Genomic DNA, 20,723 nt, shown 5'->3' with positions numbered 1-20,723 from the left:
TTATTGCAAAAGCGCCTGCTGTCCGGCAGCGGACCGTCCGCCTCGCAGATCATCGTGGACAAGGTCAACAGGCTGCAGTTTTCCAGCAGCTGCAAGCCAAACCAGGCTGCCAACAACGAGCTGGTCCTGCTGGAGGTCAGCGATTTCCTCAAGACGCAGCGACGGGGCAGAGCGGAGTTGCTATGTAATTAATAGCTGTTTGCGCCCGATCCTTCTGGGCTGGAGGCCGAAAAGGCTATATTTTTGACTGGAACACCAGGCCCGCGTGTTCGCGCGGCGTGTGGAACCTGATTTTGGGCCACTGCTGCTCGACGGCGCGCAAAGTGGCGCTGTGTTCGACCAGCAGGGTCGGTGCATCCACCGCATCGAGCGGCACGCGGTGGGCATTGGCGTCAATGAATTTTTTCAGCTCGTTCGGGTCTTCGCCGGTGACCCGGCGTGCGTGGTTGAAATTGCCGGGCATGATGACGACGTAAAAAGAAATAGGCCAAATTCAGGCGCTTTCGTCTGGCTTGATTGACGAGGTAGCGTGCGTTGGCAACTTGCCCTTGATCTGCACGTCCAGCATCCGCAACCTTATTTTCTCAATGGCATGGGACGGCTCCAGGCCTTTCGGGCACACCTCAGAGCAGTTCATGATGGTGCGGCAACGGAATAGGCGGTAAGGGCCAGCCAGATTGTCAAGTCGCTGCGCGGTTGCGCGGTCCCGGCTGTCGGCGATGAAGCGGTAGGCTTGTATCAAGCCTGCTGGGCCAACAAATTTCTCCGGATTCCACCAGTAAGACGGGCACTGACTGCTGCAACACGCGCAAAGAATGCACTCGTAGGCACCATTGAGCTTGTCACGTTCCAGAGGTGACTGGAGGCGTTCTTTTTCAGGCGGTGGCTCTGCGTTGATCAGGTAGGGTGAGATCGAATGGTATTGCTTGAAGAAGTTGGTCATGTCGACGACCAGATCGCGAATGATGGGGAAGCCTGGCAGGGGCCGAATCACGACCGGTTGTTGCAGATCCTTGAGACGCGTCACACATGCCAAGCCGTTGCGGCCATTGATGTTCATCGCGTCCGATCCGCAAACGCCTTCACGACATGACTTTCGCAGTGTGAGCGTGTTGTCCTGTTGCTTGAGCCGGACCAACACATCGAGAAGCATGTGATCGGTGTCGCCAATTTCGATGGTGTAGTCCTGCATGTACGGCTTGGCGTCAAGCTCGGGGTTGTAGCGGGCAATGGAAAGATGCATAAACTGCTCCGTTGAGTTGACGGTGGCTGCCGCCGCCCGTTTGGGCTAGGTCTGCGCCCGAAAAAGTATCCAGACCAGCCAGACGCCAACCCCTGCCAGCCCAATGCCCAGAACGCCAGCCACCAGCGGCCGCAAACTTGCCGGCTGCAAATAGTCGAACACCACGTCGCGCAGACCCACCCACATGTGCGACAGCAGCGCTACAAAAAAAACAAACAGAGCAACGCTCATTGCGGGTTTAGCCACCCATGCCCGCCACTCCGGGTAAGAATGAATTGGGTAAAGCAGAAAATAGACAAGAAAAGACAAGAAGAACAGCAGCATGTAAACCGCACTCACGCGCTGCGCGAGCCAAGTCGGTAGCCCCGCGAGCTTGCGGTTCACAGCATGGCCCCAGCCGCCAGCAGCCCCAAGGCCAATCCGCCAATGTTCACCGACCACGCACTGCGGCGTCCGCTGTGAAGCGTTGAGCCCACGTTGACGTCAGTCAACATATGACGAATGCCAGCCAGGATGTGGTGCGCCAATGTCCAGATCAAAAACACCATGGCTGCCTTGAAAGCATGGTTGCCGAACAAGCCTGTCACCCTTGCGAAGGCCTGCTGGTTACGAAGCGAAAGATCCAGCAGGTACACCGCGAAGGGAACACCCACGGCCAAACAAACGCCGGTGATCCGGTGCAAGATGGATGTCAGCGCACCAACGGGGAGTTGAATCTGCGCGAGATTGAGAAAAACCGGTCGAACCGGAAAACCAATGGGATCCTTTTTCACCGAAAAATCCTTACTCTTGCTGGTAGCCGACGTGCATGACGTAGTTTCGCAAAAGAGTCTCTTCGTATTGCTCCTCCATCATCATCAGTAGCCGAAGCGCATATCACGCATTGACGACTGCCATCGGTTTGCGATCGCCGTCAATCACCAAGACATGGACCAAGCCTTGAGTTTGCATCGTTAACAAGCAGTCAATCTACGCCACCTGGCGGATGTGGCTTGTAGGAAAATATCGTTTGTTAGCGATTTCAACGCGTGCGCGGGACTTTTCCAAACAAGCGGGAGGTTCGGCTGGGATGGTGAGGGCGCCACGCCGTGCCCAAAACCTTGCAGGCAGTTTTTCTGCCTCAGGGTGGCAGAATTTGAATATTTGCACGCCACTTGGTCAGGAGCCCTTCATGCCAGATACCAAAAAAGTTACCCGGGAACGTGCCCAGCTTCTTTTTAAAGCACTTTCAAGATGGGACAACGAAGGCGGCGCGGGGCCCGGCCACCCGGGCTTGGCGCCAACCGAGGCACAGCCCGATGTTCCGCCGTTGGCCAATGCCGAACTGGTTCAGCTTCAAACCCGGGTCATTGCACTGGAAAATCTGGTGATCGCGCTGCTTGCAGACGCGTCAGATTGGCAAATCGAGCTTGCGCGGGAAGGCGCGGCCTACATTCGCCCCAGGCTGGGCCGTACCCCGCACTCCCTGACCATCAACGCCGCGGACCAGATGGATCACATGGTTAAGCGCAGCGCGATATTTCGCTTCAACGGCAAACCCTAATGCAGTGTTGCACTGGCGCCCCAAGCAAGCGAACCTCGTTGCTCTGCGGAGCAGAAATATTTCTTTTCTGTGATTGAAGTCTGCACCCGACAAGGTGCGCACCGAGACCCGGGGAGCATCAGAATGCTATAAAAATGATAGCTTCTCGCGCCGGTATTTATTGGGGCTGGAACACTAAAACGCTATATTTTTGATTGAAACACCAGCCCGGCGTGTTCACGCAACGCATGGAACCTGATTTTGGGCCACTGCTGCTCCACCGCGCGCAAGGTGGCGCTGTGGTCCACCAGCAGCGTGGGCGCGTCCACAGCGTCGAGCGCCACGCGGTGGGCGTTGGCGTCCATGAATTTTTTCAGCTCGTTGGGGTCGTCGCAGGTGACCCAACGCGCCAGGTTGAAGTTGCTCGGCATGATGCGCGCCTTGACGCCGTATTCATGCTCCAGCCTGTGGGCCACGACCTCAAACTGCAATTGGCCGACGGCGCCCAGCAGCAACAGAGAGCCGGCAATCGGCCGGAACACCTGGATTGCGCCTTCCTCGCCGAGCTGCGTCAGGCCGGCGCGCAACTGCTTGCTGCGCAGCGGGTCGGCCACCTCGACAGCGCGGAACATCTCGGGTGCGAAGAAGGGCAGGCCGGTGAATTGCAGGGCTTCGCCTTCGGTCAGCGTGTCGCCGAGCTGCAGCACGCCATGGTTGGGGATGCCGATGATGTCGCCGGCAAAGGCGGTGTCGAGCAGCTCGCGGCGCTGGCTCATGAAACTCACCACGGTGTTGGGGCGCAGCTCCTTGCCGCTGCGCACCACCTTCAGGCGCATGCCGCGCGTGAATTCGCCGCTGGCCACGCGCAAAAACGCGATGCGGTCGCGGTGCGCCGGGTCCATGTTGGCCTGGATCTTGAACACCACGCCCGAGAATTTCTTTTCCTCCGGGTGCACCACGCGCTGCAGGGCAACGCGTTCAGCCGGCGCCGGCGCCAGGTCCACCAGCGCGTCCAGCACTTCCTGCACGCCGAAGTTGTTGATGGCCGAGCCGAAAAACATCGGTGTCTGTTTGCCGGCGAGAAACGCGGCGCGGTCAAACTCCGGCGAGGCGCCTTCAAGCAGCTCCAGTTCGCCCTGCGCCTGGGTGAACTCGGCACCAAAACGCCGGGTTGCTTCGGCGTTGTCCAGGCCGGCCAGGATTTCATCGTCGCCGCCGGCCTTGTCTTCGCCGGGGCTGAACACGCGCATGCGTTTTTCGCGCCGGTCGTAGACGCCGTGAAAAAGTTTGCCCATGCCGACCGGCCAGGTGAAGGGCACAACGGTCATGCCGAGCTCCTGCTCGATCTCGTCCATCACGCTCATCGGGTCCTGCACCTCGCGGTCCATCTTGTTGACAAAGGTCAGGATGGGGGTGTTGCGCGCGCGGCAGACTTGCAGCAGGCGGCGCGTCTGCGGCTCGACGCCGTTGGCCGCGTCGATCACCATCAGCGCGGCATCGACGGCGGTCAGTACGCGGTAGGTGTCTTCCGAAAAGTCCTGGTGGCCCGGGGTGTCGAGCAGGTTGATCACGCAGTCGCGGTATTCCATCTGCATGACCGAGGATGCGACCGAGATGCCTCGCTGCTTTTCGATCTCCATCCAGTCGCTGGTGGCATGGCGCGCGGCCTTGCGCGCCTTGACACTGCCGGCGATCTGGATCGCACCCGAGAACAGCAGCAGCTTTTCCGTCAGCGTGGTCTTGCCGGCGTCAGGGTGGGAGATGATGGCAAACGTGCGGCGGCGCTTGACCTGTTTTTCGATTTCAGTGGATTCGGACATAACCCACGATTATCGTTGACGGGGGAGAGGCTAGTCGGCTTGCCTGGTGAAGCGCGGCTGGCGCACCCCGTTGATCACGACCTCTTCATTGAACATCGCAGCCGGTCGCACCCACAGGCCGTGCTCGCCATAAAGCGCGCGGTACAGGGTCAGGGGTTCGAGGGTTTCGCTGTGGCGCGCGGTGCCCACCACTTCATACAGCATGCCCTTGTAATGGCGGTACAGGCCGGGCGGGGTGGTGATCAGCGGGGGAAGGTCGTCAGACATGGTCATCCAGATGGAAAAAGGCACGCCGCGGGCCTGCGGTGGGACAATAGGGGCATGCATCCTAACGCCTTACTCGACAGTTGTGCCACGCTTCTCAAGCAGGTCCTCAGATTTGAACACCCCGCCGACATGGTGGTGTCGCGCCATTTTCGTGAGCAGCGCCTCGGCCCGCGCGAGCGCGCGACCGTGGCTGAGACGATTTACGGCGTCCTGCGCAAAAAGAATCTCTATACCTATCTGGCCCAGCACGGCAGCGGCCCGACCGAGCGACGCCTGGCCATTCTGGGTTTTGCGGCGGACCGCGATTTCCTGCTGGGCGCCCTGACGGACCAGGAAAAAGACTGGCTGTCGCGCTGCGACCAGGTCAAACCGGACGACCTGATGGAGCCGCACCGCCACAACCTGCCGGCATGGCTGGTTGAGCCGCTCAAGGCCCAGCTTGGGGCCGATTTCTGGCCGCTGGTGGAAAGTCTCAATGCGCCGGCAGGGCTGGACCTGCGGGTCAACACCCTCAAAGACAAACGCGCAGACATCCAGAAGGAGCTGGCCAAGGCCGGCATCAAGGCCGTCGCAACGCCGTATTCCCCCTGGGGTCTGCGGCTGGCCGGCAAACCGGCGCTCAACAAGCTCGACGCCTTCACCCGCGGCGCGATCGAGGTGCAGGACGAGGGCTCGCAGCTGCTGGCCTTGCTGGTCGATGCCAAACGCGGGGAAATGGTGGTGGATTTTTGCGCCGGCGCAGGCGGCAAGACGCTTGCCCTGGGCGCCAGCATGCGCAACACCGGCCGGCTTTATGCCTTTGACACGTCGGGCCACCGGCTCGATGCGCTCAAGCCGCGGCTGGCCCGCAGCGGCCTGTCCAATGTCCACCCGGTCGCCATCGCGCATGAGCGGGACGAGCGCATCAAGCGCCTGGCCGGCAAGATTGACCGGGTGCTGGTCGATGCGCCGTGTTCGGGCTTGGGAACCCTGCGCCGCAACCCCGACCTCAAATGGCGGCACAACCCCCAGGCCATCGAGGAGCTGACCGCCAAGCAGACCGCCATCTTGCAGAGCGCCGCACGGCTGCTCAAGCCGGGCGGGCGGCTGGTGTATGCCACCTGCAGCATCCTGCGCGAGGAAAATGAGGCAATCGCCGAGGCCTTCAGCGCCGCGAATAAAGAATTCACCGTCCTTGAAACCGGGCCTTTGTTGACCCATCTAGGGGTGGAAGCGGCTGAAACCCTTTGCCGGGGGCCTTACCTGCGGCTGTGGCCCTACCTGCATCAAACGGATGGTTTTTTCGCTGCGGTATGGCAAAAGGCTTGATATTTTTGACGGGAAAAGACGGTGAATAAGCCGAAGTTTCCGGTCAATCGGTGATTTTGTTCGTTTTCTATCGGTTTTGGTGCGGATGCTCCGGCTTGCTGTTTGGCACGGGCCCAATTACAATGGAAAGTTGTCCGGCGCAGCCTCCGGAGATAACTTTGATATGCGTGGCTGGTGACTGTTTAAAGGATTCTCATGGTCTTGTTTGATGCCGCCCTTGACTGGCTGGCTAATGGTTTGCTCGCCGCCAGCTGGTGGCAAATTGTGCTGTACACACTGGTGACGACCCACATCACCATTGCCAGCGTGACGATTTATCTGCACCGCCACCAGGCGCACCGTGCGATGGACCTGCACGCCATCCCTTCGCATTTTTTCCGTTTCTGGCTCTGGCTGGGTACCGGCCAGGTCACCAAGGAGTGGGTGTCCATCCACCGCAAGCACCACGCCAAATGTGAAACGGCGGAAGACCCGCACAGCCCGCAGGCCTACGGCATCAAGAAGGTGTTCTGGGAAGGCGCCGAGTTGTACCGCGCTGAAAGCAAGAACAAGGAAACCATGGTCAAGTACGGCCATGGCACGCCGAACGACTGGATCGAGCGCAATCTCTATACCCGTTACAGCTGGCAGGGCGTTGGCCTGATGCTGGTCATCAACCTGGCCTTGTTCGGCGCAGCCGGTCTGGCGGTCTGGGCTGTTCAGATGATCTGGATCCCCGTGACGGCCGCCGGCATCATCAATGGCATTGGTCACTACTGGGGTTATCGCAATTTCGAGGCACCGGATGCCAGCACCAATGTGTCGCCCTGGGGCATCATCATTGGCGGCGAAGAACTGCACAACAACCACCATACCTATCCCACCTCGGCCAAGTTCTCTGTCAAGCCCTACGAATTCGACATTGGCTGGGTGTACATCCGCGCCATGGAAAAAGTCGGTCTGGCGACGGTCAAGAAGGTTCCGCCCCGGCTCCAGCTCGGGGAGATCCAGCCCGTGGCTGACGAGAAAACCCTCGAAGCCCTGATTGCCCACCGCTATGAGGTGATGGCCGGTTTTGCGCGTGAACTGCGCCGCGCCGGCAAGGCTGAAATCGAGGCGCTCAAGGCCCGCAAGGCCGACATCTCGGTATTGCAGGCAGCCAACCGCTGGTTGCATCGCGACGATGACAAGGTTCCTGCCGCCGTCAAGCCCCAGGTGGCGCAGGCCCGTGCCGAGCACCCGGTGCTCGACAAGATGGTCACCATGCGCGAGGAGTTGCGCCAGATGTGGCTGTCGAGGACGGCGTCGCGCGAGCAGCTGGCCGCGGACTTGCAGGCCTGGTGCCGCCGCGCTGAAGAAAGCGGCATTGCCGCCCTGCAGGAATTCTCCATGAAGTTGCGCGCCGCACGCGCCTGATTCCGGCTTCAGGAGGCTTGCCTCCAGTGCTGCCAACCGCCTCGGCGCCTCGCGCCCAGGCGGTTTTTCTTTGGGGAATTGATTTCACCCAGCCGACAAGGGGGGGATGGCGATAGTGATCGCTTCGAAAGCGCCAACCGCTGGCCGCTGGAAAAGCCCCGTGACACCACGCGCAGGCCTTGCGGATCCTGCTGTCTCCCCCCGCCCGAGCCATGGTTACGCCATGGGCAAACCGGCCCGGCCATGAAAAAACCCGCTGGAATGCAGCGGGTTTTTTCATGGTGCAGCACAGGGTGCTGCAGGCTCAGGCTGAATTACTTCAGCTTGATTTCCTTGTATTCCACATGCTTGCGTGCCTTGGGATCAAACTTCATGATCAGCATCTTGTCAGGTGTGGTCTTCTTGTTTTTGGTGGTCGTGTAGAAGTGACCCGTGCCGGCAGTCGATTCCAGCTTGATTTTTTCGCGTGCGCCTTTTGCCATGATGATTCTCCTTAGATTTCACCGCGGGCACGAAGGTCCACCAGGACCGCGTCGATACCGAGCTTGTCAACAAGACGCAAACCGGCGCTGGATGTACGCAGGCGAACCCAGCGGTTTTCCGTTTCGACCCAGAAGCGGCGGTATTGCAGATTAGGCAAAAACCGGCGCTTGGTTTTGTTGTTCGCGTGAGAAACATTGTTTCCCACCATCGGGCCTTTGCCCGTAACCTGACAGACGCGTGCCATGAGCACTCTCCGTATAAAAAAAGAAAAAAAAGGATGCTGGTACCCGTCGGATACTCAGCCAAGCCTGCGATTATAGCCTGAAAACCAGCCGCCCTCAAGTCTCAAGTTCCTGCCGGAGGGGAGCGAGGCCTGGGTTTTCCGCTGCACAGCGAAAAATACGAGCCAGGGCCGCGGATCCGGCTTCGCCGGTCCGCAGGCGCAGCGCCCCCATTCTTTGTGCAAGGGGCAGCGCACCGCCGAAGGCTCGCGAAGCGACAAGCGTGGGGGCTCTAGCTCTGCTCCAGAAAGCGCTGGGCGTCGAGGGCCGCCATGCAGCCGGTGCCGGCACTCGTGATGGCCTGGCGATAGACATGGTCCTGCACGTCGCCAGCGGCAAAGACGCCGGGCACGCTGGTCATGGTGGCAAAGCCCTGCAAGCCGGTGCGGGTGACGATGTAGCCGTCCTTCATGTCCAGCTGGCCGGCAAAAATGTCGGTGTTCGGCTGGTGGCCGATGGCGATGAAACAGCCCTGAACCGGGAGATCTTCGGTGGCACCGGTTTCCGTGTTTTTGAGCCGCACGCCATTGACGCCGGCGGCATCCCCCAGCACCTCATCGAGTGTCTGGTGCAGCTTCAGCACGATCTTGCCGGCAGCCACCTTTTCGTGGAGCTTGTCGATCAGGATGGCTTCGGCCTTGAACTTGTCGCGCCGGTGGACCAGATGGACCTTGCTGGCAATGTTGGACAGGTACAAGGCCTCTTCCACTGCGGTGTTGCCGCCGCCGACCACACAGACTTCCTGGTCGCGGTAGAAAAAGCCGTCGCAGGTGGCGCAACCCGACACGCCCCGGCCCATGAAGGCGGTCTCGGAGTCCAGACCCAGGTATTTGGCGGATGCGCCGGTGGCGATGATCAGCGCGTCGCAGGTGTAGGTACCGCTGTCGCCGGTCAGTGTGAAGGGACGCTGGCTGAAGTCGACCTTGTTGATATGGTCGAAGATGATGTCTGTCTTGAAGCGCTCGGCGTGTTCCAGAAAACGCTGCATCAACGCCGGTCCCTGAACGCCCAGAGGATCGGCCGGCCAGTTGTCCACGTCCGTGGTGGTCATCAGCTGCCCCCCCTGCGCGATGCCGGTGATCAGCACCGGGTTCAGGTTGGCGCGCGCCGCATAAACAGCCGCGGTGTAGCCAGCGGGGCCAGACCCCAGAATGAGAACTTTAGAATGTCGCATGGTGAAAATCTGTAGGGAAAAGCATTTGAACTCAGTTAGAGTCGGGGCTGACCACAGGGTTTAAAACCCCTGGCGGATGGAAATAGTTGGCACAACACACGCTATTGTAAGAACCCGTTTCAGAAGTTTTCGTCGCCCGGGCCGCTTCTCTGGCGCCGGCAGGCTTTTGGCTCCCTTCGGCAGCGTGGTCTGGAGAAGTTTGTCATGTCTACGATGGTGTCTAACCTTGAACTGATTCGTCGGGTGCCCTTGTTCTCGATGCTGACGACCAGCCAGGCCGAATCCGTGGCCCAGGCGGTGATCAAGCGCCGCTACAAACGTGGTGAAGCCATTGTCGAGCAGGGCAAGAAGTCCAACGCCCTGGCCATCATCCTGACCGGGCGCGCGCGCGTCGTGACCACCGATGCGCGCGGGCGGGAGGTGATCCTGGCCACCCTGCACCCGGGCGACTATGTCGGCGAGATGAGCCTGATCGACAATGAACCGCATTCGGCCACCGTGCGTACCGAAGTCCAGACCGACGTGCTGGTGGTGGGCCGGCCGGAGTTTGCCCGTTGCCTGCCCGAAAACAGTTCCATGGCCTACGCGGTCATGAAAGGCCTGGTGCAGCGCCTGCGCCAGGCCGACCGCAAGATCGAATCGCTGGCATTGATGGATGTCTACGGCCGCGTCGCCAGCGCCTTGCTGGAGTCGGCGGTGCCGGACCGCGAGGGCAACACCGTGATCCGCGAAAAGGTCTCGCGCCAGGACCTGGCCAAAATGGTCGGGGCCTCGCGCGAGATGGTCAGCCGCGTGATGAAAGACCTGGAAGAGCGTGGTTTTATCGAGACCCGCGCCGATGGCTCGATGTGGGTCAAGGACAGGCTCAACACCCTGGGCTGACGACAGTTTTTCTGTCACCTTTTTGCGTCATGCAGGCCTGGTTAACTGAGGTAAGCTCAGTGATTGCCCTATGACTTATTCGCTTGATACCCTGAACTCCAGAACCTCCTCCGCTACCGGTCCCGCAGGCGGCGTGAAACGCTTTGCGCATGAAGTCAGCCTGATCCTGGGCCTGCTCGCGCTGGTCTTCTGGCTCGGTGCCCTGCTCAGTTATTCGCCGCTGGATGCGGCCTGGTCCACCACGGGCAGCAGCGAAGCGGCCAGCGCGCTCAAGGCCGGCGAAGCCGTCACCCGCAATTGGGGCGGGCGCCTGGGCGCGCACCTGGCAGATACCAGCTATTTCCTGTTTGGTTTTTCCGTCTGGTGGGCGCTGGCTGCGGGCGTTCGCGCCTGGCTGGGGTCGCTCGCGCGCGGCCTGCGCAGCCAGCCGGCTGCCAGCATGACGTTCGACCGGCTCAGGTTCTGGTCCTGCCTGGCGCTGCTGCTGCTGGCCAGCACGGCGCTCGAATGGTCGCGGCTGTACCGCTTTGAATTGAAGCTGCCCGGCCATGCGGGCGGGGTGCTGGGTTACCTGGCGGGGCCTGTCAGCGTGAAGTGGCTGGGTTTCACCGGCTCCGGCCTGGTCTGGATTGCGGTCGGCGTGATTGCGGTGTCGGTGGTGTTTGCTTTTTCCTGGGCCCACACGGCCCAGCGCATAGGCGCCTGGATTGACGAGTTGATCGAGTCGCGCCGCGAAAAGCGCGAGATGGCCGAGGATCTGGCCGTGGGCCGCGTCGCAGCCCGCGAGCGCGAGGAAATCCTGCACGAAGAACGCATCGAGATCGAGGAACACCACCCGGTCCCGGTGCTGATCGAGCCGACACTGGTCGAGATTCCCAAAAGCGAGCGGGTTGCCAAGGAACGGCAAAAACCGCTGTTCAGCGAAATGCCCGACTCCAAGCTGCCGCAGGTGGACCTGCTGGACGGCGCGCTGATACGTCAGGAAACCGTGGCGCCCGAAACGCTGGAGATGACCTCGCGGCTGATCGAGAAAAAGCTCAAGGACTTCGGCGTGGACGTGCGTGTCGTGGCGGCGGCGCCCGGGCCGGTCATCACGCGTTACGAGATCGAGCCGGCCACCGGCGTCAAGGGCGCGCAGATCGTCAATCTGGCCAAGGACCTGGCGCGCGCGCTCAGCTTGGTGTCCATCCGCGTGATCGAGACCATTCCCGGCAAGAACTACATGGCGCTGGAACTGCCCAACGCCAAACGACAGTCCATCAAGCTCAGCGAAATTCTGGGCTCGCAGGTCTACAACGAAGCCAAATCCATGCTGACCATTGGCCTGGGCAAGGACATCAGCGGCGCGCCGGTGGTGGCCGACCTCGCCAAGATGCCACACTGCCTGGTGGCCGGCACCACCGGCTCGGGCAAGTCGGTGGGCATCAACGCGATGATCCTGAGCCTGCTCTACAAGGCCGATGCGCGCGATGTGCGCCTGCTGCTGATCGATCCGAAGATGCTGGAGATGAGTGTCTACGAAGGCATTCCGCATTTGCTGGCACCCGTGGTCACCGACATGCGCCAGGCCGCGCACGGCCTGAACTGGTGTGTGGCCGAAATGGAAAAGCGCTACAAACTCATGAGCAAGATGGGGGTGCGCAACCTGGCCGGCTACAACGTCAAGATCGACGAAGCCAAGGCGCGCGGCGAGTTCATCTACAACCCCTTCAGCCTGACGCCGGAGCAGCCCGAGCCGCTGGAGCGCCTGCCCTACATCGTGGTGGTGATCGACGAACTGGCCGACCTGATGATGGTGGTCGGCAAGAAGATCGAGGAGCTGATCGCGCGGCTGGCGCAGAAAGCACGCGCCGCCGGCATCCACCTGGTGCTGGCCACCCAGCGCCCCAGCGTGGACGTGATCACCGGCCTGATCAAAGCCAACATTCCGACGCGCCTGTCCTTCCAGGTCAGCAGCAAAATCGACAGCCGCACCATCCTCGACCAAATGGGCGCCGAAGCGCTGCTTGGCATGGGCGACATGCTGTACATGCCCAGCGGCACCGGCTTCCCGATCCGCGTGCACGGCGCTTTTGTCAGCGACGACGAGGTGCACCGTGTCGTCGCTTATCTCAAGCAGCAGGGCGAGCCCAACTACATTGACGGCGTGCTTGAGGGCGGCACGGTTGACGGCGAGGGCGACCTGCTGGGTGACGGCAACGGCGGCAGCGAGGGCGACAAGGACCCGATGTACGACCAGGCGGTCGAGATCGTGCTGAAAAACCGCAAGGCCTCGATTTCGCTGGTGCAGCGCCACCTCAAGATCGGATACAACCGGGCCGCCCGCATGCTGGAAGAGATGGAAAAGGCGGGAATGATCAGCGCCATGTCGGGCAGCGGCCAGCGCGAAATTCTGGTGCCCGCACGCGCCGAATGACGACAGCGGGGCATTTACCAGGGCGATACATTGTTCAGGCAACCAATGCCCGCCGCTAGAGTCCTACAAGCACTGTTCACCCAACGGGGCTTACCCCTCCATTTGCCATGACCCATTCCCTTCCATTTCTCCCCTTTCCTGCCGCCGCGGCTCGCCATCCCCTTGCCGGCGCATTCCGGGCAGCGCTGGCCGCATCTTTGGCTGTTTTTGCTTTCGCTGCCAGCGCGCAGGTGAACACCGCCAGCGGCCTGGAGAGCCTGGAGGCTTTTGTCAAGAACACCAAAAGCGGGCGCGCCGTGTTCATCCAGGTGGTGACCAGTCCGGCGCGCGACGGGCAGACCGCCCGAACCAAAACCTCCAGCGGCAGCTTCGAATTTTTGCGGCCCAACCGTTTCAAGTTTGTCTACAAAAAACCGTTTGAGCAAAGCATCGTGTCCGACGGCCAGACCTTGTGGCTGCACGACGTGGACCTGAACCAGGTGACCGCCCGCAAACTGACGCAGGTGCTCAGCGGAACGCCCGCGGCCGTGATCGCCGCGGCGGCGGACATCAAGGCGCTGCAGGCCGATTTCACCCTGGTGCCGCAACCCGCCAAAAACGGCCTGGAGTGGGTGCAGGCCACACCCAGGACCAAGGACGGCCAGGTGCAAAACATCACCGTTGGTTTCAGGAACACCGTCAAGGGCAGCGAGCTGGCGGTGCTGGAAATCCTCGACAGCTTCGGCCAGCGTTCGGTGATGACCTTCAGCCAGTTCGAGGTCAACCCGGCCCTGGGCGCCGGCGGTTTCCAGTTCACGCCGCCTGCCGGTGCGGACGTGATTCGCCAATAGAAAAACAGTAGAAGATACATGGCCGCTCTCGACGGGACCCCTTTCGGGCAGGACGCCGATGTCCGGGCGGCGGCCCCGCTGGCCGAGCGCCTGCGTCCGAAAAACCTCGGTGAGGTGATTGGCCAGCAGCACCTGCTCGGCGAAGACATGCCGCTGCGTATTGCCTTTGAATCGGGCCAGCCCCACAGCTGCATCCTGTGGGGCCCGCCCGGCGTCGGCAAGACCACGATCGCGCGCTTGATGGCCAGCAGTTTCGACGCCCACTTCATCACCATCTCCGCCGTGCTGGGCGGTGTCAAGGAGATCCGTGAAGCGGTCGAGCAGGCCAGCATCTGGCAGGGGCAGGGCGGCAAACGCACCATCGTGTTTGTCGACGAGGTGCACCGCTTCAACAAGAGCCAGCAGGATGCGTTCCTGCCGCATGTGGAAAGTGGCCTGTTCACCTTCATCGGCGCGACCACCGAGAACCCCTCGTTTGAAGTCAACTCGGCCTTGCTGTCGCGCGCGGCGGTGTATGTGCTCCAGCCCCTGGGCGACGAAGATCTCAAGCAAATCATCGCCAGAGTCCTTGCCGAGAAAGCGCTACCAGCTATCAAAACAATAGCGCCTGAAGCTTCCGACCAGCTTGTGGCCTACGCCGATGGCGATGCCCGTCGCCTGCTCAACACGCTGGAGTCGCTCAACGTGGCGGCCCAGCGCGAAAAAAAGGGCGGCAGCCTGGAGGTCACGGCGGCCTGGCTGCTCAAGGTGCTGGGCGAACGCATGCGCCGCTACGACAAGGGCGGCGAGCAGTTTTACGACACCATCTCGGCGCTGCACAAGTCGGTGCGCGGCTCCGACCCGGATGCCGCGCTGTACTGGCTGGTGCGCATGCTCGACGGCGGTGCCGAGCCCAAATACATGGCGCGGCGCCTGATCCGCATGGCCAGTGAGGACATCGGCCTGGCCGACCCGCGCGCGTTGCGGCTGGCGCTGGATGCCGCCGAGGTCTACGAGCGCCTGGGCTCGCCCGAGGGCGAACTGGCGCTGGCCGAATGTGTGGTCTATCTGGCCATCGCCCCCAAGTCCAATGCGGTGTACAAGGCCTTCAACGAAGCCAAATCACTGGTGAAAAAGGACGGCAGCCGGCCGGTGCCGCTGCACTTGCGCAATGCGCCGACCAAGCTGATGAAAGAGCTGGACTACGGCAAGAACTACCGCTATGCGCATGACGAGGAGGACGGTTTTGCCGCCGGCGAAACCTACTTCCCCGACGGCATGCCGGTGCCGGTGTTCTACCGCCCCGTCAACCGGGGTCTGGAAATCAGGATTTCGGATAAGTTGAACGAGCTGAAATCCAGGAACAAGCAGAAAAACTAATGAAAAGCAAAACCTCCTGATAGAGCCTGATCCAGCCGGAAAAATGCAGTTGCTCGAGGGTTAACCCGGCGAAAAGCGGCATGCTGGCTCGATTCTCGCTTGAGATGCCTCGCTACAATTTGCGAATCAGCTCGCCACCCAATCCAGTATCCCTGGTATTGATAGGCGGGCTTTTTGTTAACTCGCCAGATCCCATGGTGATCCCAGGGGCTCGCAGCGCAAGCGGAGTTGGCAACTTCAATCAAACGGAGAGTGAGTATGGAAACTTTGCTTCAGCAGATCATCAATGGGCTGGTGCTGGGCAGCATGTACGCCCTGGTCGCCCTGGGCTACACCATGGTGTACGGCATCATCGGCCTGATCAACTTTGCCCATGGCGAGGTCCTGATGGTGGGCGCCATCACCAGCTGGACCATCATCGTCTGGATGCAGGAAGCCATGCCGGGAACCCCGGGCTGGATCATTCTGGTGTGTTCGCTGCTGATTGCGTTCGTGGTCTGCGCCACGCTGAACTACTCGATCGAGAAAATCGCCTACCGGCCGTTGCGCAATTCACCCCGGCTCGCGCCCCTGATCACCGCGATCGGCATGTCCATCCTGTTGCAGACCCTGGCGATGATCATCTGGAAACCCAACTACAAGCCTTACCCGACCCTGCTGCCCTCCGAGCCGCTGCAGTTCGGCGGCGCGGTCATCACCGTCACGCAGATCTTCATCCTCGGGGCCACGGCGGTGTCGCTGGCCATCCTGATGTACCTCGTGAACTACACCAAGCTGGGACGCGCGATGCGGGCCACGGCCGAAAACCCGCGGGTGGCCGGCCTCATGGGGGTCAAGCCCGACACAGTCATTTCGGCCACCTTCATCATCGGCGCCGTGCTGGCGGCGCTGGCCGGCGTGATGTATGCCTCCAACTATGGCACGGTGCAGCACACCATGGGCTTTCTACCCGGGCTGAAGGCCTTCACCGCCGCGGTGTTCGGAGGCATCGGCAACCTCGGGGGCGCCGTGCTCGGCGGTATCCTGCTGGGGCTGATCGAGGCCATCGGTGCCGGCTACATCGGCCCGCTGACCGGCGGCGTGCTGGGCAGCCAGTATTCCGACATCTTCGCCTTCATGGTGCTGATTTTCGTTCTCACACTGCGGCCATCCGGCCTGCTGGGTGAGCGTGTGGCGGATCGGGCCTAGGGGAGCGCATCATGATGAAAAAAAACAGACTCCTTACCTTCCTGATCGCCGCGCTCGCGTTGCTGATCCTGCCCCTGCTGCTGCAACAGGGCGGCAACGCCTGGGTTCGCATTGTCGACATGGCATTGCTGTATGTGCTGCTGGCACTCGGCCTGAACATCGTGGTCGGCTACGCCGGCCTGCTCGACCTCGGTTATGTCGCCTTTTTTGCGGTGGGTGCCTATCTTTTCGCCCTGCTCGGATCGCCCCACCTGGCCGACGCCTTTCCGGCCGTAGCCGCTGCTTTTCCAAACGGGCTGCACCTGCCGATCTGGGCCGTCATACCGATGGCCGCCGGACTGGCGGCCGTTTTTGGCGTGTTGCTGGGGATACCGGTGCTGAAACTGCGCGGCGACTACCTGGCCATTGTCACGCTGGGTTTTGGTGAAATCATCCGCGTGTTCCTGAACAATCTGGACCGCCCGATCAACCTGACCAACGGGCCCAAGGGCATCAACCAGATCGACTCGATGAAGTTCTTCGGCTTCGACCTGGGCAAGTCGCATGAATTCCTCGGCTTCGAGGTGGCCTCGGTGTCGATGTATTACTACCTCTTCCTGGCACTGGTGATTGTCTCCGTGATCATTTGCCACCGGCTGGAGAACTCGCGCATCGGCCGGGCCTGGATGGCGATCCGCGAGGACGAGATTGCGGCCAAGGCCATGGGCATCAACACCCGCAACATGAAGCTGCTGGCTTTCGGCATGGGCGCGACCTTCGGCGGCGTGTCCGGCTCCATGTTTGCCGCTTTCCAGGGCTTCGTGTCGCCCGAGTCTTTCAGCCTGATGGAGTCGGTGATGATTGTGGCCATGGTCGTGCTGGGCGGCATCGGGCACCTGCCGGGGGTCATCCTAGGTGCCTTGTTGCTGGCTGCCCTGCCGGAGGTGCTGCGCCACGTGGCCGGGCCGTTGCAGGCCATGACCGGCGGGCGCCTGGACTCCGCCATCCTGCGCCAGTTGCTGATCGCGCTTGCCATGATTGCCATCATGCTGTCGCGGCCGCGCGGCCTCTGGCCCGCACGCGAACACGGCAAGTCGCTGAACAAGCCTGTCGGTCCGGACGCCATCCAGTCCACCAATCCCTAAGGAGAATGGATATGAGCGAAACCATTCTTAAAGTCTCCGGCGTGTCCAAGCGGTTTGGCGGCCTGCAGGCCCTCAGCGATGTCGGCATCCACATCGAACGCGGCCAGGTCTACGGCCTGATCGGTCCCAACGGCGCCGGCAAAACCACCTTCTTCAACGTGCTGACCGGCCTCTACACGCCTGACAGCGGCACCTTCGAGCTGGCCGGCAAGCCCTACAAGCCCGCGGCGGTCCACGAAGTGGCGAAGGCCGGCATTGCACGCACCTTCCAGAACATCCGCCTGTTCGCCGACATGACCGCGCTGGAAAACGTCATGGTGGGGCGCCACATGCGCACCAAGTCGGGGCTGATTGGCGCGGTGTTCCGCACGCCCGGTTTCAAGGCTGAAGAAGCGGCGATTGCCAAACGCGCCCAGGAACTGCTCGACTATGTGGGCATCGGCAAATACACCGACTACAAGGCGCGCACGCTGAGTTATGGCGACCAGCGCCGCCTCGAGATTGCGCGCGCGCTGGCCACCGATCCGCAGCTGATTGCCCTGGACGAACCCGCGGCCGGCATGAATGCCACCGAAAAAGTGCAGCTGCGCGAGCTGATCGACCAGATCCGCAAGGACAACCGCACCATCTTGCTGATCGAGCACGACGTCAAGCTCGTCATGGGCCTGTGCGACCGCGTCACCGTGCTCGATTACGGCAAGCAGATTGCCGAAGGCCCGCCTTCCGAGGTGCAGAAAAATGAAAAAGTGATCACCGCCTATCTGGGCACAGGTCATTGAAGGAAATCAAGAACATGGCCACTACAAGTCATACCACGCTGCTCAAAGTCACCGGCCTCAAAGTGGCCTACGGCGGCATCCAGGCGGTCAAGGGCATCGATTTCGAAGTCAAGGAGGGTGAACTGGTCACGCTGATCGGCTCCAACGGCGCCGGCAAGACCACCACCATGAAAGCCATCACCGGCACGCTGCCGCTGCTGGGCGGCGACATCGAATACCTGGGCAAAAGCATCAAGGGCCAGGGCGCCTGGGACCTGGTCAAGGAAGGCCTGGCCATGGTGCCCGAAGGGCGCGGCGTGTTCACCCGCATGACCATCACGGAAAACCTGCAGATGGGCGCCTACATCCGCAACGACAAGCCCGGCATCGCCGCCGACATGGAAAAGATGTTTGCGCTGTTTCCACGCCTGCGCGAACGCAAGGACCAGCTCGCCGGCACCATGTCCGGCGGCGAACAGCAGATGCTGGCCATGGGGCGCGCGCTCATGAGTCGTCCCCGGGTCTTGCTGCTCGACGAGCCGTCCATGGGCCTGAGTCCCATCATGGTGGACAAGATTTTCGAAGTCGTCAGGGACGTGTCGGCGCAGGGCGTCACCGTGCTGCTGGTCGAACAGAACGCCAGCCGCGCACTGGGCATCGCCGACCGCGGTTATGTCATGGAGTCGGGCCTGGTCACGATGAATGGTGAGGCGAAGGAACTGCTCAATGATCCGCGGGTTCGGGCGGCTTATCTGGGGGAGTGATTCTTCAGGGGTTTTGTGCGCCCGGCCCTTGTGTGGCGGGCGCGAGCAGCTATTTTATTCATAGCGCCCTGTGATTCCATTCCGTTCGGGCTGCGCCGCCCGTAACGTGCCCCGCCGAAGGGGGCCAAGCCCGGTGGGCACGTTGGCGGCCGGTCGGCAGGCTCAGGGTGAACGGGGTGGTAGCGCCTCAATGCGCCGCATCGGTCCTAGGGAATGCCACGGTGACCCGGGTTCCCGGTTTTGCCACAATCAGGGCCATGAAAACCTCCTCTCTCTCCTCTCTCTTCTTTCCTCCCTCTTTCGCGTCCCGTGCGCTGGCGGCCGCCGCCATCGCCGTGCTGGCCCTGTCGCCCACCCTTGCCGTGGCCCAGCCCAAGGTCGTGCGCATCATCGTGCCGTACGCACCGGGCGGCCCGATCGACGTGACCGCGCGCCTCATGGCCGAACGTGTCAAGGACACACTGGGCACCGTGATCATTGAAAACCGCCCGGGCGGCGGCGGCAACATCGGCGCCGATGTGGTGGCCAAAGCCGCACCTGACGGCCTGACCATCGGCATTGCCGCCGTGGCCACCCACGCCATCAACCCGTGGCTCTACAGCAAGATGCCCTACAACGCAGCCACTGACTTTGCACCCATCACGCAGATGCTGCGCGTGCCGAACGTGCTGGTCATGAACGCCGACACCGCCAGACGCCTGAACATCAACAGCCTGGCCGACCTGATCGCCTACGCGAAAGCCAACCCGGGCAAGCTCAACTACGCCAGCGGCGGCAATGGCAGCGCCGGCCACCTGGCCGGTGAAATGTTCAAGAAGGACGCCGGCATTTTTGCGCTGCACATTCCGTACAACGGCGGCAACCCGGCGCAGCTTGCGCTGCTCAGTGGCCAGGTCGATTTCAACTTCGACAACCTCGCGACCGCTTCCGCCAACATCAAGGCCGGCAAACTCAAGGCGCTGGCCGTGACCACCGAGAAACGCAGCGCAGCGCTGCCCGACGTGCCGGCCGTGGCCGAAACGCTCAAGGGTTTTGCCATTGACACCTGGTGGGGCCTGGTGGCTCCGGCCGCGACGCCGAAAGACGTGGTCGCCAAACTGAACCAGGCCTTTGTCGCCGCACTGAACTCGCCGGAAGCCAAAGCCCGCTTTGCCGCGCTGCTGGCCGAGCCGGTGGCGAGCTCGCCGGAACAGTTTGGCGCTTTCATGAAAAGCGAGCTGGTCAAGTATGAGAAGGTGGTGAAGGCTTCCGGGGCTCGGGTGGATTGATTTATTGAGCCTTTTTGGGCTCTAGCCCTTATGTGGCGGGCGCGGGCAGCTATTGAATTTATAGCGAATGTTTTCTGTGGCTTGTCCTCCCGGACTTGAGGAGCCTGCCCCGGACTCCGATCCGGGGGGATCCATGCACGATCCTCCAACACCGTTCGGGCTGAGCCTGGCCTGTTCGGAGCCTGTCGAAGGGTCGAAGCCGTATATGCGTCCATCGTCCATCGTTGGCCCACATACCGGGGGTTGCTCCGCGGCAACTCACTTTTGGCGAAACCCGCAAAGCGGGTTTTCTTTTGATCGCCAAAAGTAGGCAAAAGAAAAGACGACCCACAGCCTGGGTCCTTGCGCTTCGCTCCAGACAACTGGTGCTTGAGCCGGTCGGGTTTTGCCAGGGTTGCTCTGCAAAACCCCTGCCACGCGTCAGTTGATTGTCAAATCTTCATCAAATGAAACTACTGCCGCATCTGCAGCGAATCGCGGGGTGTTTTGCACCTCATCAGCGGCCACTCCAGGCCGCTCGTGGGCATTGATCCAGATCACTGGCGCGCTCATGCCCGTGCTCCTTGAGTTATTCGGTGGCGGGCCATCCACAAATTGTTGAACGCATGCAGTGTGACCCGCTGAACCGTGTTCTTGAGCAG

General features: G+C 61.6%; 23 protein-coding genes. 13 read left to right on the top strand and 10 right to left on the bottom strand.

The genetic code is table 11. The features are described from left to right. The first annotated feature begins 3 nt into the window (after positions 1-3). Complete coding sequence (locus PSV40_RS12975) at positions 4-192, top strand: hypothetical protein (protein WP_300538168.1); 189 nt, start codon at positions 4-6, stop codon at positions 190-192. Positions 193-235: 43 nt separating this feature from the next. On the opposite strand, the gene PSV40_RS12970 is transcribed toward PSV40_RS12975, so the two are convergent. The 4 genes from PSV40_RS12970 to sdhC are packed head-to-tail and all read right to left on the bottom strand — an operon-like array spanning position 236 to position 2,016. Then, a complete protein-coding gene (locus PSV40_RS12970) occupies positions 236-463 on the bottom strand; it encodes a hypothetical protein (protein ID WP_300538166.1) in 228 nt (75 codons plus the stop codon). A 30-nt stretch (positions 464-493) separates the two neighbouring features. Further along, positions 494-1,243, bottom strand: coding sequence for a succinate dehydrogenase iron-sulfur subunit (locus tag PSV40_RS12965; RefSeq protein WP_300538163.1), 750 nt, complete (start codon positions 1,241-1,243; stop codon positions 494-496). Positions 1,244-1,288: 45 nt separating this feature from the next. Beyond that, a complete protein-coding gene (gene sdhD / locus PSV40_RS12960; RefSeq protein ID WP_300538160.1) occupies positions 1,289-1,627 on the bottom strand; it encodes a succinate dehydrogenase, hydrophobic membrane anchor protein in 339 nt (112 codons plus the stop codon). Next, positions 1,624-2,016, bottom strand: coding sequence for a succinate dehydrogenase, cytochrome b556 subunit (gene sdhC / locus PSV40_RS12955; protein WP_300538158.1), 393 nt, complete (start codon positions 2,014-2,016; stop codon positions 1,624-1,626). The genes sdhD and sdhC overlap by 4 nt, the downstream gene beginning before the upstream one ends. Before the next feature lie 398 nt (positions 2,017-2,414). Here sdhC and PSV40_RS12950 point away from each other — a divergent pair, with 398 nt between their 5' ends. Further along, positions 2,415-2,786 (top strand): hypothetical protein, encoded by a 372-nt coding sequence (locus PSV40_RS12950; RefSeq protein ID WP_300538155.1) that lies wholly within the window; start codon positions 2,415-2,417, stop codon positions 2,784-2,786. A gap of 182 nt (positions 2,787-2,968) precedes the next feature. Here PSV40_RS12950 and PSV40_RS12945 read toward each other — a convergent pair whose 3' ends face one another. Both PSV40_RS12945 and PSV40_RS12940 read right to left on the bottom strand, forming a co-directional pair. After that, positions 2,969-4,585, bottom strand: coding sequence for a peptide chain release factor 3 (locus PSV40_RS12945; protein WP_300538152.1), 1,617 nt, complete (start codon positions 4,583-4,585; stop codon positions 2,969-2,971). A 30-nt stretch (positions 4,586-4,615) separates the two neighbouring features. Next, complete coding sequence (locus PSV40_RS12940) at positions 4,616-4,852, bottom strand: DUF1653 domain-containing protein (protein ID WP_300538149.1); 237 nt, start codon at positions 4,850-4,852, stop codon at positions 4,616-4,618. A 54-nt stretch (positions 4,853-4,906) separates the two neighbouring features. Here PSV40_RS12940 and PSV40_RS12935 point away from each other — a divergent pair, with 54 nt between their 5' ends. Continuing rightward, the gene (locus PSV40_RS12935) at positions 4,907-6,160 is read left to right on the top strand and encodes an RsmB/NOP family class I SAM-dependent RNA methyltransferase (RefSeq protein ID WP_096697287.1); all 1,254 of its coding nucleotides are present in this window, start codon (positions 4,907-4,909) and stop codon (positions 6,158-6,160) included. Between the two features lie 195 nt (positions 6,161-6,355). Further along, positions 6,356-7,555, top strand: coding sequence for a fatty acid desaturase (locus PSV40_RS12930; RefSeq protein ID WP_300538145.1), 1,200 nt, complete (start codon positions 6,356-6,358; stop codon positions 7,553-7,555). Between the two features lie 314 nt (positions 7,556-7,869). Here PSV40_RS12930 and rpmG read toward each other — a convergent pair whose 3' ends face one another. The 3 genes from rpmG to trxB form a co-directional block, all read right to left on the bottom strand. Beyond that, complete coding sequence (rpmG, locus tag PSV40_RS12925) at positions 7,870-8,037, bottom strand: 50S ribosomal protein L33 (RefSeq protein ID WP_007863188.1); 168 nt, start codon at positions 8,035-8,037, stop codon at positions 7,870-7,872. Between the two features lie 11 nt (positions 8,038-8,048). Next, positions 8,049-8,282: a 50S ribosomal protein L28 gene (gene rpmB, locus PSV40_RS12920; RefSeq protein ID WP_096666509.1), complete on the bottom strand. Its 234-nt coding sequence runs from the start codon at positions 8,280-8,282 to the stop codon at positions 8,049-8,051. A gap of 269 nt (positions 8,283-8,551) precedes the next feature. Then, on the bottom strand, positions 8,552-9,493 hold the full coding sequence (trxB, locus tag PSV40_RS12915) for a thioredoxin-disulfide reductase (protein WP_300538143.1): 942 nt from the start codon (positions 9,491-9,493) through the stop codon (positions 8,552-8,554). 204 nt (positions 9,494-9,697) lie between these two features. Between trxB and PSV40_RS12910 the strand changes: the two genes are divergently transcribed. From PSV40_RS12910 to PSV40_RS12870, 9 genes are all read left to right on the top strand, one after another. Continuing rightward, positions 9,698-10,375 carry a Crp/Fnr family transcriptional regulator gene (locus tag PSV40_RS12910; protein ID WP_300538140.1) on the top strand — a complete coding sequence of 226 codons (678 nt, stop codon included), beginning with the start codon at positions 9,698-9,700 and terminating at the stop codon, positions 10,373-10,375. A gap of 70 nt (positions 10,376-10,445) precedes the next feature. Further along, positions 10,446-12,791, top strand: a complete 2,346-nt coding sequence (locus PSV40_RS12905) for a DNA translocase FtsK (RefSeq protein WP_300538137.1) — start codon at positions 10,446-10,448, stop codon at positions 12,789-12,791. 107 nt (positions 12,792-12,898) lie between these two features. Then, positions 12,899-13,621 (top strand): outer membrane lipoprotein chaperone LolA, encoded by a 723-nt coding sequence (lolA, locus tag PSV40_RS12900; RefSeq protein ID WP_300538134.1) that lies wholly within the window; start codon positions 12,899-12,901, stop codon positions 13,619-13,621. 18 nt (positions 13,622-13,639) lie between these two features. Next, complete coding sequence (locus PSV40_RS12895; RefSeq protein WP_300538131.1) at positions 13,640-14,980, top strand: replication-associated recombination protein A; 1,341 nt, start codon at positions 13,640-13,642, stop codon at positions 14,978-14,980. Positions 14,981-15,238: 258 nt separating this feature from the next. Further along, complete coding sequence (locus PSV40_RS12890) at positions 15,239-16,168, top strand: branched-chain amino acid ABC transporter permease (RefSeq protein WP_300538127.1); 930 nt, start codon at positions 15,239-15,241, stop codon at positions 16,166-16,168. A gap of 11 nt (positions 16,169-16,179) precedes the next feature. Next, positions 16,180-17,292, top strand: a complete 1,113-nt coding sequence (locus PSV40_RS12885; RefSeq protein WP_300538124.1) for an ABC transporter ATP-binding protein — start codon at positions 16,180-16,182, stop codon at positions 17,290-17,292. An 11-nt stretch (positions 17,293-17,303) separates the two neighbouring features. Then, complete coding sequence (locus PSV40_RS12880; protein ID WP_300538121.1) at positions 17,304-18,071, top strand: ABC transporter ATP-binding protein; 768 nt, start codon at positions 17,304-17,306, stop codon at positions 18,069-18,071. Between the two features lie 14 nt (positions 18,072-18,085). Then, positions 18,086-18,814 (top strand): ABC transporter ATP-binding protein, encoded by a 729-nt coding sequence (locus PSV40_RS12875; RefSeq protein WP_300538118.1) that lies wholly within the window; start codon positions 18,086-18,088, stop codon positions 18,812-18,814. Positions 18,815-19,071: 257 nt separating this feature from the next. Continuing rightward, the gene (locus tag PSV40_RS12870; RefSeq protein ID WP_300538115.1) at positions 19,072-20,082 is read left to right on the top strand and encodes a tripartite tricarboxylate transporter substrate binding protein; all 1,011 of its coding nucleotides are present in this window, start codon (positions 19,072-19,074) and stop codon (positions 20,080-20,082) included. 420 nt (positions 20,083-20,502) lie between these two features. Here the strand turns inward: PSV40_RS12870 and PSV40_RS12865 are convergent, their stop codons facing one another. Beyond that, positions 20,503-20,634, bottom strand: coding sequence for a hypothetical protein (locus tag PSV40_RS12865; RefSeq protein ID WP_300538112.1), 132 nt, complete (start codon positions 20,632-20,634; stop codon positions 20,503-20,505). Positions 20,635-20,723: the final 89 nt, after the last annotated feature.

It is taken from the genome of Polaromonas sp., from assembly GCF_029945925.1.
Taxonomy (GTDB): Bacteria; Pseudomonadota; Gammaproteobacteria; order Burkholderiales; family Burkholderiaceae_C; genus Polaromonas.
The sequence above is the reverse complement of the archived record's forward strand: the minus strand, read 5'-3'. Positions and strand labels throughout refer to the sequence as shown.

Bases quoted from the DNA above. Each gene is read 5' to 3' on its own strand.
- PSV40_RS12890 (WP_300538127.1), top strand. From the start codon at position 15,239: ATGGAAACTTTGCTTCAGCAGATCATCAATGGGCTGGTGCTGGGCAGC.
- PSV40_RS12895 (WP_300538131.1), top strand. From the start codon at position 13,640: ATGGCCGCTCTCGACGGGACCCCTTTCGGGCAGGACGCCGATGTCCGG.
- lolA (WP_300538134.1), top strand. From the start codon at position 12,899: ATGACCCATTCCCTTCCATTTCTCCCCTTTCCTGCCGCCGCGGCTCGC.
- rpmB (WP_096666509.1), bottom strand. From the start codon at position 8,282: ATGGCACGCGTCTGTCAGGTTACGGGCAAAGGCCCGATGGTGGGAAAC.
- PSV40_RS12870 (WP_300538115.1), top strand. From the start codon at position 19,072: ATGAAAACCTCCTCTCTCTCCTCTCTCTTCTTTCCTCCCTCTTTCGCG.
- trxB (WP_300538143.1), bottom strand. From the start codon at position 9,493: ATGCGACATTCTAAAGTTCTCATTCTGGGGTCTGGCCCCGCTGGCTAC.
- PSV40_RS12865 (WP_300538112.1), bottom strand. From the start codon at position 20,634: ATGAGCGCGCCAGTGATCTGGATCAATGCCCACGAGCGGCCTGGAGTG.
- PSV40_RS12880 (WP_300538121.1), top strand. From the start codon at position 17,304: ATGAGCGAAACCATTCTTAAAGTCTCCGGCGTGTCCAAGCGGTTTGGC.
- rpmG (WP_007863188.1), bottom strand. From the start codon at position 8,037: ATGGCAAAAGGCGCACGCGAAAAAATCAAGCTGGAATCGACTGCCGGC.
- PSV40_RS12930 (WP_300538145.1), top strand. From the start codon at position 6,356: ATGGTCTTGTTTGATGCCGCCCTTGACTGGCTGGCTAATGGTTTGCTC.
- PSV40_RS12885 (WP_300538124.1), top strand. From the start codon at position 16,180: ATGATGAAAAAAAACAGACTCCTTACCTTCCTGATCGCCGCGCTCGCG.
- PSV40_RS12935 (WP_096697287.1), top strand. From the start codon at position 4,907: ATGCATCCTAACGCCTTACTCGACAGTTGTGCCACGCTTCTCAAGCAG.
- PSV40_RS12910 (WP_300538140.1), top strand. From the start codon at position 9,698: ATGTCTACGATGGTGTCTAACCTTGAACTGATTCGTCGGGTGCCCTTG.
- PSV40_RS12945 (WP_300538152.1), bottom strand. From the start codon at position 4,585: ATGTCCGAATCCACTGAAATCGAAAAACAGGTCAAGCGCCGCCGCACG.
- PSV40_RS12875 (WP_300538118.1), top strand. From the start codon at position 18,086: ATGGCCACTACAAGTCATACCACGCTGCTCAAAGTCACCGGCCTCAAA.
- PSV40_RS12905 (WP_300538137.1), top strand. From the start codon at position 10,446: ATGACTTATTCGCTTGATACCCTGAACTCCAGAACCTCCTCCGCTACC.
- PSV40_RS12965 (WP_300538163.1), bottom strand. From the start codon at position 1,243: ATGCATCTTTCCATTGCCCGCTACAACCCCGAGCTTGACGCCAAGCCG.
- PSV40_RS12970 (WP_300538166.1), bottom strand. From the start codon at position 463: ATGCCCGGCAATTTCAACCACGCACGCCGGGTCACCGGCGAAGACCCG.
- PSV40_RS12950 (WP_300538155.1), top strand. From the start codon at position 2,415: ATGCCAGATACCAAAAAAGTTACCCGGGAACGTGCCCAGCTTCTTTTT.
- PSV40_RS12940 (WP_300538149.1), bottom strand. From the start codon at position 4,852: ATGTCTGACGACCTTCCCCCGCTGATCACCACCCCGCCCGGCCTGTAC.